Below are 18025 nucleotides of genomic sequence, written 5' to 3' on the forward strand. Positions count from 1 at the left end.
CTTGATGATGCGAGCGTTCGGCCAGCCAATCTGCCCGACACGACTGCAAAGAAATGGACATTCAACCGCTGAAACGACAAGCGAAATTGGAAATTTTGAGAAATTTACGCGGACCGGCAAGCAACAAGCTGCGACGCTCATGCGGATAGCTGGAAGACGCCAAATCGCCAAATCAAGTGCATCGTGATTAGCACGATAATGTTCCAGCCAATGAAAAATGCTTTGCTGAACCAAATCGGATAGCGGTCAGGCCCCAAGCTGGCGTCAAAGACAAAGAACAGAGCACCGGCCAGCATGAACAGGGCCACGTACCAGCCGGAAAAATAGCTCCAAGCAATGACCGCCTCGATCAGCATCATCACCACCAGCAGCCATTTGGTAGGCCGCACCCCGAGCAAGACGGCGGTCGAATGACGCCCAGCAAACTTGTCAGGATCCACATCCATTAACTGGCCGAATGTGTGGCTGATCATGGCGAACAAGCCACTGAAAATCATCGCCGGCAGATTCAGCTGCGGGACGTAGCAAAGCCAGCTGGCGAGGACAAACACCAGCACGTACCCAGCCTGATTGAGAATGTCCAATATTGGACGCTGCTTAAATCCCAGCGTGTTATACGTCGCGTTGGTCGCCACCACCATCGCGCACCAAAACAACATTTTCACCCCAGCAATCGCTACGAAGGCGATCACAAAGGGTGCCTGCACCAACACGATCAAGGCGGGCAAGCGGCCGCGCATGTCCTGGTCTGGCCGAGCCCCGAACAGCCAGCTGTCTTTCCGCGGATTTAAAGCGTCGGTACGAGCGTCGCTGAGATCATTCCAGCCGTATAACAACAGGCCCAGTGGAAAACAGACGTAGGTCGCTCCCAGCCAAAAAGCCGGATTGGAGAACATGTCGCGACCGGCAAACGGCAGCAGATAAAACCACAGCGTGGTCAGCCAAAATCCCGGGCGAGAGATTTTCAGAAGCGAAACGGCGGTGCGGCCTGGGGCCATGGGGCTTCATCCGGTTGATGTCGAACCTTGCGAGGAGGACAGGCACCTCCCCAAAAGTCTTTCTGCAAAACGTAATCAGCCGGAACGCGCCAGCGTCCGGTTCCGCGGGACCGTGAGCGAGTGCGCAACGGCAAATATACCCTAAAGACTTATATCGAGGTGCTTAAATTACTGCGGGTGTTTCTTCTGAACCCCAAAAAGTACAATGCTGCGCAGTCCGCCCGCGCCCCCGCCGTAGGTCCCAGCACAATAAAACCAGCACAATAAGATAAGCGGCAACATTGGCGGCAACCACCCCATGGGTCGCGATCAAAGCCCCCTTTTTGGCCACTTCGCCGCTGAACTGGGTAGATTCCCCAGTTTTCCCAAGGAACTTTTACCGCCCTTGACGCATCCGATGCATAACAGAGCGGAGTTGGTTTGACGGTCAAGCCCTGGTAATCTCCCTCTGGAAACGAACCGACAAGCTTGCCGAGCGTCGCGCAGCGGAATGCGTGCCCGGAGCAAAATGAACGCTTGTTGACTGTTATCACACTTGGTCAGTTGCGCTGCGGCTGGCGTTGTTGAGGCCTATTATGAGTCTCCCTCGGGAACTCCTTGACGATCTTCTCAGTCGGTACATGGACGACCAATTGAGTGACGACGAACGTCAACGCGTCGAACAGATGCTGGCGGATGATGCCGGTGCGCGGCGGCAGCTCGAACAGCTGCGAGCTCAAAGTGCGATGATCCGTCAAGCCATGGAGTCGACTCCGCGACTGCCGAAAGATTTTGCCAGCCGCGTGCTGGAGTTGGTCGGCGAGGAAGCTGCGGCTGCCGATCTTTCCGCGTCGCACCCGGTTCGCTTGGCTGTGCGGCCTAAAGATCCGAACCGTTCACAACAAAAAAATTCACCAACCGGCGGTCGGGCTGCGATCTGGTCGATGTTGGCTGCGGCGGCAACGATCGCCGCCATCAGTTTCTACCTCAGCCGCGGTGACCAGCAAACGCTGCCGCTGCAATTGGCTGACTCCGAAACGAGCCAAACCGGCGATTCGCAACGATCAGACATGCCGGTCCCAGATGCTGGTCAGCCAAATGTTGTGCGGCCAGACGTGATCCAGCCAGATGCCACGCAAATTGCCGACAATGCGGTCCGGCCCGGGGATGCCAGTGCGACGACCAATAGTGCGGTCGCCGAGCCTGCCATGACGGCGGGAGATAACACATCACAAAATAATTCCTCGGCAATTGCGGCCGCAGATCCGACCGCGACAGCTGCGGGCGATTTGCCGGCCGACCTCCAGCAGCTCAACGCGATGTTCGTTTACGAAGTCGAAGTTACCGAGTTGGGGCTAAAGAATAACGTTGTCGGACGCCTCTTTCGGGAAGTTGGTATTTCTCGCACCGAACGTCGGAACGTCGATGACGCTTTGGTGGGATTCTTGCAGCGTGATAATTTGCTGGCTGTCGATCAAGACGGTTCCACCGTTGGCGCCAACTTAATATTCCTCGAAGGCTCTGGGCTGAAGCTGGATGCGTTGATGCTGCGTTTTCTAGAGACGCGTGGCGAAGTGAAACGGGTCGGTTTCAGCATGCTGATGAACCCGCCAGTGATGGTTGCTCGCGATACGAATGCAGATCCGGTTGACCCGCGGAATGTTCGACGTCCAGATGACGCCGCTGGCGACCGCAACGAATTAGTCGCGCACCGGTTGATGCCGGAGAATCGCAACCTTGGTAACGCAACTGCCTCGGCAGCGGCCAGTTTTATTGCTGGCGACCATCGCTTTATTCCTCTCAATCGGGAAACTCTCGGGTCGCTTCGGCCGCTCGACACGCCAACCGCCAAAGACAACGCGACGGCTGGGACCAACAACGACCTGACGGCTCAAGTGCTGTTGATCGTGAGGTTTCCCAAATAGCCCTCTCGGTAATAACTTCCGAGGAGGGCGACTTGGTTGGCAACGGTGCGCGCCTTTAATCTTGCTGTGCGGGCACCCACTGAACGGCGTCGGCGATCACGTACCCGTCGGCCGCTCGGTTGTGAATCAGCACCGTAGCTGGCTGGTCCTGACGAAAAGGGAACTCACCCAGCACCACGAAGGGCTGGTCGCCGGCCGATTGTTGGCGTTGATTGACGCGAACCTCGTGCTTGCCATCGGCGGCTTGGATTTCAACCACCACGTTGGTTGCGCGGTTGCTGTTCGCCGGATAGTACAGTCGCACTTGATAGATTCCCTCGCCCGGTAGCTGCGCTGTAAAACGAACCGATGCGGCACCGTCCCCGCGATTACCGTCGTGCAGATAACCATGCGCAACATAGGGAGTGTTGGCAGCACTGAGTTGCCACTGGCCAACTTTTTCGGCCTCGCGGTCATCGACCACAATCCCCTCCAGCTCGAGCGGATCCATACCATCGCGACTGGCGGTCGCTGTCCACTCCAAAACTTGGCCATCTCCCAGTAGTTGTTCGCGGAGCTGCGGATAGGACACGGCTTGCACGGGGCTCCCCGCTTTGATCGCTAACACGGCCATGGTGGCGGCACTTTGGCCAAGAATCATAAACACTGGCTCCATGCGGATGGAGCCAAAGGCTACGTGCGAGCTGCTGACACAAACCGGCACCACCAAATTCTCACACTCCGCTTGCCGGGGTAACAGCGCGCCCCAAGCGATTGTGTAAGGGAAAGGCGTGGAGACACCGATATCGCCTTCGTTTTGCACATGCCCGTCGGAAGTGATATAGCGTTGCACGTTGTGAGAATCGATCGTGTACGATCCCATGCCAACCGATTGAGGCGTGGGTCTCCGTCCCAACAACTCGTGCTCGGTCATCACGTATTGACCGAGCATTCGCCGCGCCTCTCGCACATAAATCTGCCTTGGCCAATGATCGTTATCAACAAATTCGTCGGCCGCCAATCCCCACTGGCTCATCGCAGCGCGGACCTTGGGCGGTACGCTGGGATCGTTGGCAATAAAATAGAGCCAGCCCTGTTGGTAACGCCGATGCGCCGCGATGATCTCGCCCCTACGCTCGTAACTGGCTTCCGGATAATCGTAGTTTGCCCCGATGTAATCAGTGCTCACAGGACCATGATTGTTGGTATCCGTTTTTCGATTGGGAATGGGATCAAATTTGTCAAAGGTTTCATCCCAGCCCGCCTCATAGATGCGTTTTAAAAGCGCGTATTGATCGGGGTCGTAACCGGGCGGACGAGCAAAGGGCACGCGATTCTCTTCGTGGTTCGTCAAGCACATGCGAAAGCAATAAGCTTGAATTCGCTTGTCTGCTGAGCCATATTCGCCGGGCGGTGTTTCGCTGATCAAGGGCAGCACGCCGCTGGTCGGATCATCGGGATCACGATAGGGACTGATCGGCGGCAAATAACCAAAGTGATGCCGATGGTGCAGCACTCCCGTTTGCACACCGGCCCATTTTTCTTGATAGCGGTCCATCGATTCGCGTCCGACCTCATAGGAGACTCCGGCGGCGGCCATCAAGTCCCCCTCGTAGGTCGCATCGATAAAGACGTCGGCGAAAAACTCATCACCTTGCAAACTGCGGATCGATTGAATTTTCGCGGCCTCAAGATCGACGCCCCGTTGACGATCAAGCCATTGATCACGGAAGACCAGAATCTGCTCTTCCTTAATCCAATCCTCGAACACCGCTTCGGCGACGTGCGGCTCAAAAATCCACATCGTCCGTTTCTCACCATCGATCGCCGCGGTGCCCTGGCCGCGATTGCCATACTCTGCCCGCTGCTGCCAACGCCAAGCGTCTGGTTCTTGGTAGTGCTGCCAGACCCGTTGGTAGAATTCACGAGCCACACCGCCGATAACTTCCTTGTTGCCGGTATCGGTCCAACCCAGACCGCCGCTCGACAACCCGCCCAAGTGCGTCTCGGGGCAAACTATTGCCACCGACTTACCCAGCCTGGAGGTTTGCACCGCCGCCGCCACCGCGGCGCTTGTGCCGCCGTAGATGACCACGTCGAACCGATGCGTGTCGGCCGTCGCCCGGCCGGAAATCGTTAAACAGCAGAGCGTGCTGCATACACATCGCAGCGCGGCCACAATTGCCGGAGCTTTACTGAGCTTGGTTAACACCAGGAATCTCCAAGGGAAAGATGGGGTTTTCGTCGACTTGCTCGCTGAGCAGCTGTTCGGCCCTGGCGATCAATGCAGCGTGATCGCCAGCCAAGTCAACTGACTCGCCGGGATCGTTGCGTAAATCATAGACTTGCCAAGCACCGGGCTGGGGGCGGCGCAGATTCTGACGGACAAGTTTAAAGTCATCCAGCCTGACCGCGACCTGACCGCCATACTCTGGATAAACCCAGAGCATTGGCTTGCGAGTGTCGGGAATTTCTCCGCCAGTTAGCACCGGCCAAATGCTTTGCCCATCCAACGCGGCCGGTGGAGTGATTCCAGTGGCATCGCACAGCGTAGGAAACCAATCGGCAAAGTAGCACGGCATGTCCGACACGGAGCCCGCCTCAATCACTCCTGGAAACCGAGCCACCATTGGCACGCGGAGCCCACCTTCATAGACGCTGCCTTTGTAACCACGGAGTCCGGCGGTGCTGTTGAAAAATTTAGCGTCCGCGCCTCCGATGTGAAAATGCGTATCGGCCCGTCCAGCGTGAGTGGTGCCGTTGTCGCTAGTGAAAATCACTAAGGTATCATCCGCGACACCGATCTCTTGCAACTTGGCCATGATCCGCCCCACATAGCCGTCAAGGTCGTTGATCATTGCCGCATAGCCGGCACGCGGGCGGGGATGAGGCAAATAGGCGCATTGGCCTCGATAAACTTCATCATCCCAGGCCAACGGGAAGCGATTGACAGACTCCTCCGGCGGGTGCATGGCAACGTGCGGTTCAATGAAAGGCAAATAAAGAAAGAAAGGATCGTTCCGCTGCGAGTCAAGAAACTTTTCCGCCTCGGCAATCATCAACGTCGGGGCGTAGACCTCGCCAATCCAATCACCCATCACGACCTCGCCGGTCGGCTGTTTGCGGTGTCCTGGAATCGGCTGGGGATTAATGAGAATGTGCTGATCATTCCTCCATAAATGAGATGGATAATAACTATGGGCAACCGCTTGGCAATTATAACCAAAGAACAGATCAAAGCCTTGGGCGTTTGGATCTCCGCTGCTGCCGACTGGCCCGAGTCCCCACTTACCCATCGCGGCGGTGGCAAAGCCGGCATCGTGAAACACTTTCGCAATGGTCACCGTGTCGGCGGAGATCGGATGCTGGCCCTCGGTGTATTTAGGGTCCGTCTTCTTGGCCTGCTGGTTACCGCGAATTTCTGCGTGCCCCAAATGTTTACCAGTCATCAACACGCACCGCGCCGGCGCGCAGACCGGCGCACCGCTGTAGTGCTGAGTAAACCGCATCCCTTCGGCCGCCAATTGATCAATATGTGGTGTGGGAATTTTCTCTTGGCCGTAACAGCCAAGCTCACCCCAGCCGAGATCATCAGCCAAAATAAAGACGACATTTTTAGGACGTTTTGGATTCGCTTCCGCGCCGAGTAATGTTTGATTGCCGACGGAAGTGATGAGAATAAGCAATGATAAAACGGCGAGCGGCAATTTGGCAGAGTTCATAGTTTGCGGCATCTCGAATTATTAGAATATGAGGTGTGTTGTTGATAGTTATTTTTTATGAGAAACGAAGGAAACCGGGGCTAGCGCCCAAACGGCTAACCGTTGCGTTAGCGGTTTTGGCGCTAGCCACCGTTGCGTTAGCGGTTTTGGCGTTAGCCACCGTACCGTTATTCTGACGGGCTCGCATTGGGCCGGCTAGAACCGGCATCGATCAAACCCTGTAATTCAGCACGCATCTCGGTGACTCGTTGGGGGAATTGCTGGCTAAGATCTTGAGTCTCCGCCGGGTCGTCCCGCAAGTTAAATAGTTGGTACTCGGGTTGCTTGCTCGACTGCAGACGCAGTCCCACGTTACTGGTTCGCTGTTTGTCGTGACGGTGCAGTTTCCAATCACCAACCCGGTAGCCGTAGTTCCCTTGCCGGCCGTTATCTTGTTGGACCAGCGCATCGCGGCCGGATGCCCCAGGTTGTCCCAGCAAGGTGGCTAGGACATTGAAACTATCGAGACACGCGTCAGCAGGCAAATCGACTCCGGTGAGCGCGGCGAAACTGGCCGATAAATCAATGGTGCAGACGATCGCGGCAGACTCACCAACGGGGATCGTGCCGGGCCAACGCGTAATGAAAGGAGTCCGCGTTCCAGCTTCATAAATATTGTATTTGCCACCGCGGAATGGTCCGGCTGGTCGATGGTCGCCCAGCCGTTCGATGGCTTGATCACGATATCCGTCGTCCAGTACCGGGCCGTTGTCGCTGCAGAAAACGATCAACGTCTGATCATCGATTTGCAGCCGCTCCAGCGTGGCCAGCAATTCCCCCACGCACCAATCAAGCTCGAAAATCGCGTCCCCCCGTGGCCCCAACTTAGTGGCGCCCTGAAACCGTTCATGAACAACTCGGGGGACATGCAAATCATGTGATGAGAAGAATAGAAAGAAAGGCTTTGTTCGATTGGCTTCGATCCACTTTATCGATTCGGCCACCCAACGATCTGATAAATCTTCATCACGAAATCTAGCCGCTTCGCCTCCGGTGTAAAAACCAATCCGGCTGATCCCATTGTGAATCGTGCTGTTGTGACCATGCGACCAATCAAGCTTCAGCGATTCACGATGCGTGATTCCGGTCGGGTGATCGGGGGAAGGTTTTTTTGTGCCCACCCAGAGTGGATCTTGAGGATCAAGGTTTAAGACACGATCACCACTGACGTAAACTTGCGGGACGCGATCGTTCGTGGTAGGCAGCAGGAAACAGTGGTCGAAGCCAATATCGAGCGGCCCCGGCTTGAGTCTGCCGTTCCAGTCGGGACCTGCTTCTCCACCCAGTCCCAAATGCCATTTCCCAATGACAGTCGTGGCGTAACCCGCTCGCTTCAGCAAGCTGGGCAATGTTTCCGTGCCCGGTTGTATTAAGGCGGGGCTATTTGGTGGTGCGATCCCAGTACCGGGGCGGCGAAATGCGTACGTTCCAGTGAGGAACGAATAGCGGGTTGGCGTGCAAGTCGACGCGGAACAATAGCCGTCAGTGAAACGTTGCCCTTCAGCCGCTAAACGATCAATGTTCGGTGTCTGCAAACCGCTGGCCCCGTAACAGCTGAGATCACCATAACCAAGATCGTCAGCCATGATGACAATGATATTTGGCTTAGTGGGGATATTTGGCTTAGTGGGGGGCACCGCTGTTGGATGATTAACGGTGGTGGTGGCCGAGGCATTCAAACCGCTGCTGATGCTCAATAGCAGACAGCCGGCAAAAAGTAGGTACCGCATGAAAAGGCATGATGAATTGGAGGGGTCGTCAACATCGCAGACGAAATCAGAAACAGGTAAGTGCTTGATTTTATCAGAGCCCCACTCTCTTTGCGCGGAACCGGCCCGCTGGCACGCCAGGATGATGCAACAACCCACCAAGAGAAACCGCCCGCTCGCCTAGCAAGAAGGGGCCTAGCAAGAAGATAGTAGGCCCAAAAGCGAGCGGGTGAGTTTAAGGCAAAAAAAAGCTCCATCGATGGATGGAGCGGTGGTCAAACGATAAGTCGTGGCGAACGACTCAGCTCACCGAAGCGGCTCCCGACAAGTTGTCTGGCCGGATCGCTTCGCGAAATCGGTGGCGGTAGAGCAGGCGAGCGAGCAGGCCAGCATGACGCAGATTGAGATCATCAACACTTACGCGATGCACTTTGCCCCGACGCGTTCGCAACAACAACTCATTCGTTGGCAGAACATCTTCGACAACCCAGTACTTATCCACCACGTAAGAGTATTTCTCTCCCTTGGTAGAAGCAACGACTCCCTGGGCGCGAGGCCCCGGCGAAGTACTTTGCTTGCTCTTACGGTAGACGACCCAATCGCCCACTGAGTATCGATTTCGCATATTTTTGTTCCTTTAATCCGTTCAATGATCGGAGTCCGTGCTTCGCACCGCAGCCATGCGTTGGTGGTGGCTCCAACGGCCGAAACCTGCTCTGCCACTCTTGGCTGATACTATCCTACTATCTTGCCCCTGCTCCCTAGACCGATTTTCCATGCGTTCTTTGTTAATTTAGCGTTAAGTTTCGCTCGGTGCTATGGAACTCTACCGTACTCGGGCCGTTTTACAAACGAATTTCCGGCCGAGCGGTGTCAACCCAACTACCCCAAAACCCGAGGACTGCCCGAACTGTGAAAATAGCGTGCCAAACGAAATGCCCCCGTGCGATCCGGAAAAAGCAGTGCGGATCCGGAAAAAACTGCTCGCTGGGTCGCTTGTTAGTGGCAAATGTGCGAAGATGCGTTCCAGGGTAATTGCGGAGCGCACCGAAAACCACCAAAATTGCCGCGATAAGCGAACGAGGACGGGGGTTCCGGACTAGCTCCGGAGTTATTGCTTTCTAAGTTACCGATGTCTAAAGCTAAGTTGGCTGCGTGATTTCTTTTCTCGAGCTGGTTTGGTTTCGTTTGGCTTCCTTTCGATCGTGAGTTCGGCAATGATGCACTTCGAAGGTTATCTGCTTGCTGAATCGGAAATCCGCAACATTAGTATTCTGGTCGGCGGCTTCTTGCTGCTGTTCTTGCTGCTTTCCGGAGGCTATTTCATTATTCGCTACGGCAGCTTGTGGTTTCAAGCATTCATGTCGAAAGCCGACGTGAGCCTGACCAGCTTAATTCGTATGCATTTCACGAAAGTGGACCCTAAAACCATTGTGCAGGCCAAAATCATGGCTTCGCAAGCTGGTTTGGACACCAATCGGCAGACGGGCATTAGCACGCGGAGAATGGAAGCTCACTTTCTCGCCGGCGGCAAAGTGATGCGGGTGATCAACGCCATCATTGCGGCTCACCGCGCTAACATTCCCCTCGATTTTGATCAAGCTTCGGCCATTGATTTGGCGGGGCGCGATGTGCTCGACGCGGTACAAACCAGCGTGTACCCGAAAGTGATTGACTGTCCCGACCCGCGTCGTAGCGGCAAATCAACCGTTTCGGCAATCACCAAGAATGGCGTTGAGTTGCGCGTGCGTGCTCGTGTCACGGTCCGCACGAATTTGGATCAGTTGATTGGCGGAGCGACGGAGGAGACGATTATTGCTCGGGTGGGCGAATCGATGATCAGTTCGATTGGTTCGGCCGAGTCGCATTTCACGGTGTTGGAAAACCCCGACCTGATCACGCGAGCCGTGCTGAGTCGTGGGCTCGATGCGCAAACTGCTTTCGAAATTGTCTCGATTGACATCGGTGACGTCGACGTGGGCGAGAATATCGGTGCTCGCCTGCAAGCCGACCAGGCGGAAGCCGACACCCGCGTCGCACAGGCGAAAGCTGAGAGCCGGCGAGCCGAGGCCATTGCTGAAGAGCAGCGGATGAAGGCTCGCGTGACCGAGAATCGTTCCCGGTTGGTGTTGGCCGAGGCTCAGGTACCGATGGCGATGGCGGATGCATTCCGCAGTGGCCGCATCAGCGAAGGCAACGGTGCACCCTCGGGGCTCTCTCGCGATCCCTCCTCGAACGCTTAACGGCCAGCGGTCACTGATGGGACGCAGCAGCTATCGAGTGGAAATTCCCGGCGGAAATGGTTATCCGCTGGCGGGAATCGTCGATCAACCGCTCGACGCCGAAGCGAACGAACGGGGTCTGGATACACCCGTCGTGCTCTTCTCGCATTGCTTTACTTGCAACAAAGATTTGAAGGCGATTGTTCGCATCAGTCGCCTGTTGGCCGCTAAGGGCTACTTGGTGCTGCGATACGACATGACCGGACTGGGCGGCAGTCAGGGAGAGTTTGCCAGCACCAACTTCCGCACCAACCTGGCTGACTTGTTCGCCGCGGCTAGGTTCGCCACCGAGACGATTGGGCCACCCACGATTTTACTGGGGCATTCGCTCGGAGGTGCCGCTTCTTTGGCCGCCGCGGCAGAGTGGCCAGCCGATTTGGTGCAATTGTCAGGTGTCGCCACGCTGGCCGCACCCAGCGAAACGCAGCACTTGGCCGAACTCCTCGTGCGGATGGACCCTCAAGTGGAAACGACTGGGCGAGGGCAAGTCAGCATCGGCGGGCGGCACTGGGAAACCACTTCGCAACTGATCGCCGACCTGCGTAGTTTCGATTTGCCGGCGCGGTTGTCGTCGATTGACATTCCGCTGCTCGCGTTTCACTCGCCCGTCGACAAGACGGTCGGCTACGATCACGCCTTGCGGCTCATCGGCTTGGTTGGCAGCAAAGCACCCGCCAGCCTCGTTGGCTTGCCGGGTGCCGATCATTTGCTGGCCAACGATCCTCGCGACTTGACCTTTGTTGGCGAGATGCTGGCAGCTTGGTTGACCCGCTTGACCAGTTGAGCGATTCCGCATGAAATCGTTGCCGTTGGACTCCCGGTTGCTGGACCCCCAACTGCTGGGCGTGATCGACCTGCGGGACGGACAGGCGGTTCATGCGGTCGCCGGGTTTCGGGACCAGTATCTGCCAATTGATATTCCGGGCCTAGCGGTTGGCGACGCGCTGCAATTGGCGGCGGCCTACCAGCATTTGGGGGTTGGCGGATTGTATATCGCTGACCTCGATGCCCTCACCAACGGCTCTCGTCGCTCCGCCGAGATGCTCAAGCAGTTAATCGCGACCAGTGCCCTTCCGCTGTGGATTGATATTGGCTTATCCGATTGGCAGTCAGACGCGGTCCGGGCAGGAGTCTTCGCAGAGTTGCTGGGACCGGCCGCAGATCCTTCCGCGATCACCTGGATCTTGGCAACCGAAAGCATGCGAGCTTGGCCCCCCGCCGGGCTCCTCGAAAACCACACGACCAATGGCTGCGGACAGGTCACTGACCGGAACCAAATTGCCGTCAGCCTCGACCTCCGCGGCGGCAGGGTGCTCAGCCAGGTAGCGGCTTGGCAGGATTTAGAGACAGCCCAGGTAGCGGAGCAAATTTTGGCGGCGGGAGTCAACCAGTTGATCGTGCTCGACCTGGCCAGCGTGGGAACTGACTGTGGGGCTGGAACTCAGCGGCTGTGTCAACAGCTTGCCGAAGCCCATCCTCGCGTTCGTCTGATCGCTGGCGGAGGGGCTCGTGGTGAGCGAGATGTACGGGCGTGGCTATCAGCAGGGTGCACATTCGTACTCTCGGGAACGTGGCTCCACCGCCGACTTGCCAACCGTTGTGGGGGAAACCCGTCATTATCCGAAGAAGAAAATGATTGACTTTACCGAGAAACTCGCGATATTAAAGAACTGGGTCCGATCCGTACACGACCGCAGGAACGCGACGGCACATTGCCGGGTACGGCTCTCCAATCTCCTCTTAACCCATCAATTCGCCATGCACAACACTCGCGTCGGAACGATTGATCGTAGCCGTCACTTGCCCAAGTTGGTTACCTATGTGACCGCCTTTGTGGCGATCACGTTGGCCTGTGTGCTGGCAACCACGGCTCGCGGTCAGGCGCCGGGGAAATCTCCCCAAATGAGTGGCGACTACTATGTGGCGAGTCTCGATCAGCTGGCTGATCCTAATAAGGTAAAATCGTTGGAAACGCAGATGCGGCAAGCGTTGACCAACAAGGGGGCATCCAGTTCCGCCGCGAATGGCTCCAAGGAAGCGACAGCCTATGCGGCGGCTAAAATGTACTTTAGCACTTATTTATGGAAGAGACTCTCGCAACCCGAGGCGGCACCAGAGCTGACCGATTTGGTTTACGAGACATTGCGAAACCTGGAAAGAATCGAGCAATCGGGATCGCCAGCACTGTTCAGGGAATCCCTTGACTGGGTTCGCGTTTCTATGACTAACGTGGCGACTCGGCAAGCTGGGGGCAAATATTTTAGCCCGTCAGCTAGAATTGCAGCCACCATGGTCTTAGCGAACCTCAACTCACGTGCTTCCAGCAACGGTGCGCCACCGACGCCGGCAATGAACGTTAGCAACGCCTTGGTGCAACTGATGAACGACGCGGAAGCGCCGGTGGGAGTTCGCATCACAGCGCTCGGCGGCCTGCGACGTCACGCGCACTTGGTCGGCCCGGTTAATGATGCCTCCATCCAGAGAGCCAAGCAGTTTTACGTCACCACTGGCAAATCATTGCTGGAAGAGAACGGCCCCGCTGGCTTGACTTCCGCCGGTTTAGGCAGAGATCCATTTGCCTTCGTGCAACGCTATGCCATCGATATGATCAGTTCGGCGGGGACGGCGGAGGACAAGCAATGGCTAGCAAGCAAGTTGAACGCCCTGGTCGCCGACCAAGCAACCTCCCCGATTGTCGCCTTTTATGCTGCTAAAAAATTGGCCGACCTGGGTGACGCCGTGCAAAGTATCGAGGTTTCGACGCCAATCGTAGTCGCATGGGCCGATCGAGCAATCGGTTCCTTAGATGCGGAGATTGAGCGGATGAAGAGCCTCGACAAACCGAAAGTTGTCGTTGCCCAGCAAGTCCTGGCTCGCATCAAACAAAAACGTCGACCTGGCGCTGGCGGTAGCGGGATGGGCCCCGGTGGCATGGGCGGCGGGATGGGCCCCGGTGGCATGGGAGGCGGCTTGGGCTCCGGTGACGGCGGCTATGGAGAAGGCCCCGGTGGTTATCCAGGTGGCGAAGGTGGCTACCCGGGAGGTGATGAAGGAGGCATGGGGCCAGGTGGCGGTTACGGCATGGGGCCAGGTGGCTACGGCGGAGGACTTGGTGGCGTCTCGATCAAAGCGCAACCGATTGAAGTCATCACCGCCCGTCGCGCGCTGAACACTCACTTGCAAGGTCTCATCCTTGGCATGACCGGCTCGCTCGATCCAAATCGTCCCGGCAAGGGCTTAGCCACGGCTGCGAAAGAAGACGCCCAAGAACGGGCTGACGAGTTACTGGCAACGTTCCGCACCATGGTCGATGAGGTCAACCAAAAATCTTACGATAGTCGACTGAAATTCATCACGATGCTCGAAGAACAGCGTGAAGAGCTGGCAGATTGGATCGCTCAACACAAGCCGGAAGAAGCCGATCCGACTGAGGCTGGCGAAGACGATCCTGCCAAGGGTGACTCGCCCCCTGAGATCGCTTCCCGCTAGTCCTTGCACATGGTGCGATTGCAGCGTTCGCCAGAGCTACACTGCAAGTGGATGTGATGGTTGTCGCGTATGCTCAATAGCACAAACAGTGCTCTAGGCCAAAGCCTCTCGCACCGGCGAATCGGGTAGCGAGGCGGCCAGCGGGCGGGGCCGTGCAAACCCGACCATCGTTGCTCCGATGCCGATCAGCAATGTGCCGCCAAGCAACCACAACCAGGGCAAATGCGTTTGCTCTTCAATGCCAATGCCGAGCTCCAGTAGTTGATCGCGATAACACATAACCATTTCCAAAAATGCGTTGTGTGTAAAGTGCAAGATGATCCCCGGCCAGACCGATCCGGTCCGCCAAGCGACCGTGCCCAACACCAAGCCCAACATGGTCGTCGGCAAAAATCTCTCTAGCAATAACGTGTTTCCTGTCAACACGTGAAATAGCCCGAACAGCAAAGAAGTCACCACAATAGTTGCCGTGGGACTCAATCGAGCTGCCAGCGTGCTGAATAGATAACCACGAAAACAGAGTTCTTCAACGACCGCGGGTGTAAGCGCCAAAGTCAACAACACCAGGGCTGGGGAAATATTTCGCATCTCAGCTAACATCGCTTCCACACCAGCGATCTTCGATGCGTCCAGCCCGCCCAAACCGAGCAATTCAGCAAACACAAACAACTCGTGGGCCCAGGTCCACAGCCCCAGCCCCAACAACACGGCACCACCGATCGCCAACAGCCCAGGACGCGCCAACCGATAAGTGGTTTTTGGGCGATCGCGGCAATACCAAACAGCAAACAACGGTAGCCCGCCGAAGACAGCAAACAAAACCGTGGCGTTCAGCAGCAAACGTGGCGCGATGGCTTGCGGTGCCCACTGGGCCAAAATGTTCGAGGCCAAATAGTAAGTTGGAAATATCAGGGCCAACGTCATCGCCGCTTCGCTCAAGGCGGGAATCGAACGACTGGCTTCAGGACGCTTTAGAGCCGCTCCAAACGACACTTCCGAGCCTCGCAGCACCGCATCGCTGCCGAACAGCCTAGCCGCCACCCCGAGTGCCGCGGCAGCGTAAACCAGGGTCGTGCAAATCGCGACGAGCGCCGGTACAAACTGAATGGTCCCCGCCAAGATTTCACGGCTGAGCAAAATGATATTCAGCAGCGGTACGACCGACAGGCTGGGGGTCAATCGCACGTCGGGAAAGAGACTTAAAACCCCGGGGGTTAACGAGAGCAACATTAACGGAATCAAATAGGCTTGCGCTTCTTTGAAACTGCGAGCGAAACTGGTCAGCGCCAGCAAAACGGCGGAGAAAAAAGCTGCAAACAAGATCAGCAACAAGAAAATCTGCAAGAACGCCAGCAAAGGAAAACCTGCGTCCTCACCCACCAATAATGGCAGCAATTTCCCAGCCCAAAGCGTGACAAACATTGCGCCCAAATTCGCGACGGCGGTCAACAAGGCGACCGTGACCACCGCCACGTATTTGGAGAACAAAACCATGCCCCGCGGAATCGGCGACGCGATCAACGCCTCCATCGTCCCCCGCTCCCGCTCGCCGGCGGTCAAGTCGATGGCCGGATATACCGCCCCGGTGATCGTCATTAGCACCAACACCAGCGGTACGATTGTGGCTAACAAGGGTTGCGACTGGCTCTCGCCAATCGAGTCCACTTCAACCGCGACGCTGGGAACATTGAACTCCCCGACGCTATCCAATTGCTCGCGGACCAACGCTTGGTTGAAATACAACAACCGTTCAGCCAAGACGCGACGTGCCGCCAGGCTGGTCGGATCTTCATTGATTGCGGTAATTGTGACCGTCGCCGCAGCAGCGGCAGAACGCGAAACCACCGCATCGACGAGGTTGTTCTCCAGCGTTTCCAGCGGCGTCATCCCATCAGCCGGCGCGACGAATTCAAACTTGGCGACCTCCTCTCCGGCAGCCGCGACGATCGAGGGTGGCGGCTGACTGCGCGGGTCCTGCAGGATCGTCAGCAAAAAATCCGCTTCGACGCCATCCGCCACGCAAACGACGAAACGCGCATCGCCATCCACTCCACTGGCCAGCAAAAACCGGTTCAGCGTCATGCTTAACACGGGGTACACCAACAACGGCATCAAAACTAGAGTGATGATCGTGCGGCGATCCCGCAATGTTTCGCGCAGCTCTTTTTGGCAGAGGCGAAATAAACGTCCGGACGGAGCACTCATGGGGATAGCTGTCGATCTTCAGAATTAGTTGATTGGCAAATAGTCGCGTCGGACTCCATTAACTCCACAAACATGTCGACCAAGCTGGCTTTGCCGGTCCGCTGCTGTAGTTCAGCCAACGTCCCCTCGTGATGCAACCGCCCTCGATGCATCATGCCGAAGCGATCGCACAGTCGCTGGGCTTCGTCCAAGCGGTGCGTGCAAACGATCACCGCTTTACCAAGCGTGCGGAGGTGACCAATGTAGCGAAAAATGGTCTGGCTACCGACCACATCCAGCCCCCGCGTCGGTTCGTCCAACAGCATCGCCGGTGGGTCATGAATCAGGCCGCGAACGAGCGTAACCCGTTGACGCTGGCCAGTCGACAATGAACCTGCCCGACGATCCAACAACTCCGTGATCCCCATCAGGGAAGATAGTTGCTGCAGACGCTGTTCGGCAATCGTGGGATGCACCGCGTACAAATCGGCAAAAAACAACAACATTTCTCGCACGGTCAGCCAAGGGTAAACCCCGTCGCTGGCCGAGACGAACCCGAGATTGGCTTTCACAGCCGCCGCGTCTTCGCTGGTGCGGTACTGGTTGACTTCGGCGTAGCCCTGGTCAGGTTGCAGCAAACCCAGAATCATCCGCAAGGTCGTTGTCTTGCCCGCCCCGTTGGGGCCCAGCAAACCGTAGACTTCGCCCGGTTTGACAGAAAAGGAAACCCTATCGACGGCGCGAATCCGCCCGCTGGGGACGGAGAACCACTTCGAGAGTTCGCAAGCAGCTAGCATCGGCTACCGTTTCGGGCTGGACAGGTCGGCAAAAAGATTCAAGACAAGAGCCTTACAGTATAGCACCCCTGCACAGTGATCGCATCATTTGGCCGCCCGCGATGGGCTGCCAGCAAAAACACCCCCACCGGAGGAGGTGCGTCCCAGGATGCCTGATTTGAAACTGTGCCCCCTTTCAAAACAGAGACGCGATCACTCGCCATCAGCGGGAAGAACCTTGCCCGCGGATCACGCCAATGAGCGCGAATTGAAGATCCATCGAACATATCCATCATCGCTCTCTATTCGCGGCCATTAGCGTGATTAGCGGGCAAATAGTTTTTTTGAGCCTAAGCAGCGACTCCAGCCTCGCGCGGCGGCATTTGACACAAATCTTCGCGAATTTGAATACCATTCACCTTATCTGTAACTACCCTCATTCGCGCTCTGTTGCGTGATTGGTGGGCATACACCCTTTGCCGGGAGATAGTGATGGCGGATTTGATTTACAAAGAAGAGTGTTTCAAGATCATTGGTGCCTGCTTCGAGAGTTTACAATGATAAAGGTTGCGGTTTTCTAGAACCAGTGTACCAAGAGTGCTTGGAGATTGAACATGAATACCAACATATACCTTCCATAGCTCATCAAGAATTGCGGTTATTCTATCGCGGCACGGAACTCAAACAAAGGTTCATTCCCGACTTCATCTGCTATGAGAAGATCATTGTTGAATTGAAAGCGGTCAGCAAACTGACCGACGAGCATCGCGCCCAATTAATTAACTATCTTAACGCCACAGGGTATGAGCTTGGCATATTAGTGAACTTTGGTGGCCACCCAAAGCTTGAATGGGAGCGGCTCGTTCACACAAAATGCAAATCTTTATACGCCCAACCAATGGAGTCTCCGCAGTCACGTGTGCAAATAGGGCCTAAATAGCAT

Annotated in this window: 13 protein-coding genes; 6 read left to right on the forward strand and 7 right to left on the reverse strand. The window is 56.3% G+C overall.

Features of this window, described 5'->3' with window-relative positions:
* Nucleotides 1-137 precede the first annotated feature (137 nt).
* Nucleotides 138-998 carry a UbiA family prenyltransferase gene (locus SH139x_RS20415; protein WP_488351612.1) on the reverse strand — a complete coding sequence of 287 codons (861 nt, stop codon included), beginning with the start codon at nt 996-998 and terminating at the stop codon, nt 138-140.
* A gap of 575 nt (nt 999-1573) precedes the next feature.
* Here SH139x_RS20415 and SH139x_RS20420 point away from each other — a divergent pair.
* Nucleotides 1574-2902: an anti-sigma factor family protein gene (locus tag SH139x_RS20420; protein ID WP_488351613.1), complete on the forward strand. Its 1329-nt coding sequence runs from the start codon at nt 1574-1576 to the stop codon at nt 2900-2902.
* Between the two features lie 55 nt (nt 2903-2957).
* On the opposite strand, the gene SH139x_RS20425 is transcribed toward SH139x_RS20420, so the two are convergent.
* From SH139x_RS20425 to SH139x_RS20440, 4 genes are all read right to left on the reverse strand, one after another.
* Nucleotides 2958-5093, reverse strand: a complete 2136-nt coding sequence (locus SH139x_RS20425; RefSeq protein ID WP_488351614.1) for an FAD-dependent oxidoreductase — start codon at nt 5091-5093, stop codon at nt 2958-2960.
* A complete protein-coding gene (locus SH139x_RS20430) occupies nt 5074-6603 on the reverse strand; it encodes an arylsulfatase (RefSeq protein ID WP_488351615.1) in 1530 nt (509 codons plus the stop codon). The genes SH139x_RS20425 and SH139x_RS20430 overlap by 20 nt, the downstream gene beginning before the upstream one ends.
* A 167-nt stretch (nt 6604-6770) precedes the next feature.
* Nucleotides 6771-8372 carry a sulfatase family protein gene (locus SH139x_RS20435; protein WP_488351616.1) on the reverse strand — a complete coding sequence of 534 codons (1602 nt, stop codon included), beginning with the start codon at nt 8370-8372 and terminating at the stop codon, nt 6771-6773.
* A 280-nt stretch (nt 8373-8652) separates the two neighbouring features.
* On the reverse strand, nt 8653-8976 hold the full coding sequence (locus tag SH139x_RS20440; protein ID WP_488351617.1) for a hypothetical protein: 324 nt from the start codon (nt 8974-8976) through the stop codon (nt 8653-8655).
* 592 nt (nt 8977-9568) lie between these two features.
* On the opposite strand from SH139x_RS20440, the gene floA reads away from it, so the two are divergent.
* The 4 genes from floA (at nt 9569) to SH139x_RS20460 (ending at nt 14122) form a co-directional block, all read left to right on the forward strand.
* Nucleotides 9569-10594: a flotillin-like protein FloA gene (floA, locus tag SH139x_RS20445; protein WP_488351618.1), complete on the forward strand. Its 1026-nt coding sequence runs from the start codon at nt 9569-9571 to the stop codon at nt 10592-10594.
* 16 nt (nt 10595-10610) lie between these two features.
* The gene (locus SH139x_RS20450; RefSeq protein ID WP_488351619.1) at nt 10611-11417 is read left to right on the forward strand and encodes an alpha/beta hydrolase family protein; all 807 of its coding nucleotides are present in this window, start codon (nt 10611-10613) and stop codon (nt 11415-11417) included.
* A 10-nt stretch (nt 11418-11427) separates the two neighbouring features.
* Nucleotides 11428-12273: a HisA/HisF-related TIM barrel protein gene (locus SH139x_RS20455; RefSeq protein ID WP_488351620.1), complete on the forward strand. Its 846-nt coding sequence runs from the start codon at nt 11428-11430 to the stop codon at nt 12271-12273.
* Between the two features lie 118 nt (nt 12274-12391).
* Complete coding sequence (locus tag SH139x_RS20460; protein WP_488351621.1) at nt 12392-14122, forward strand: hypothetical protein; 1731 nt, start codon at nt 12392-12394, stop codon at nt 14120-14122.
* A 93-nt stretch (nt 14123-14215) separates the two neighbouring features.
* Here SH139x_RS20460 and SH139x_RS20465 read toward each other — a convergent pair whose 3' ends face one another.
* Both SH139x_RS20465 and SH139x_RS20470 read right to left on the reverse strand, forming a co-directional pair.
* The gene (locus SH139x_RS20465) at nt 14216-16327 is read right to left on the reverse strand and encodes an ABC transporter permease subunit/CPBP intramembrane protease (protein WP_488351622.1); all 2112 of its coding nucleotides are present in this window, start codon (nt 16325-16327) and stop codon (nt 14216-14218) included.
* Entirely contained in the window at nt 16324-17103 is a 780-nt protein-coding gene (locus SH139x_RS20470) for an ATP-binding cassette domain-containing protein (RefSeq protein ID WP_488351623.1), read from the reverse strand. The genes SH139x_RS20465 and SH139x_RS20470 overlap by 4 nt, the downstream gene beginning before the upstream one ends.
* Before the next feature lie 580 nt (nt 17104-17683).
* Between SH139x_RS20470 and SH139x_RS20475 the strand changes: the two genes are divergently transcribed.
* Nucleotides 17684-18022 (forward strand): GxxExxY protein, encoded by a 339-nt coding sequence (locus SH139x_RS20475; protein ID WP_488351624.1) that lies wholly within the window; start codon nt 17684-17686, stop codon nt 18020-18022.
* Nucleotides 18023-18025: the final 3 nt, after the last annotated feature.

The sequence above is a fragment of the Kothea flammea genome, from assembly GCF_052161645.1.
Lineage (GTDB): Bacteria > Planctomycetota > Planctomycetia > Pirellulales > Pirellulaceae > Laterigemmans.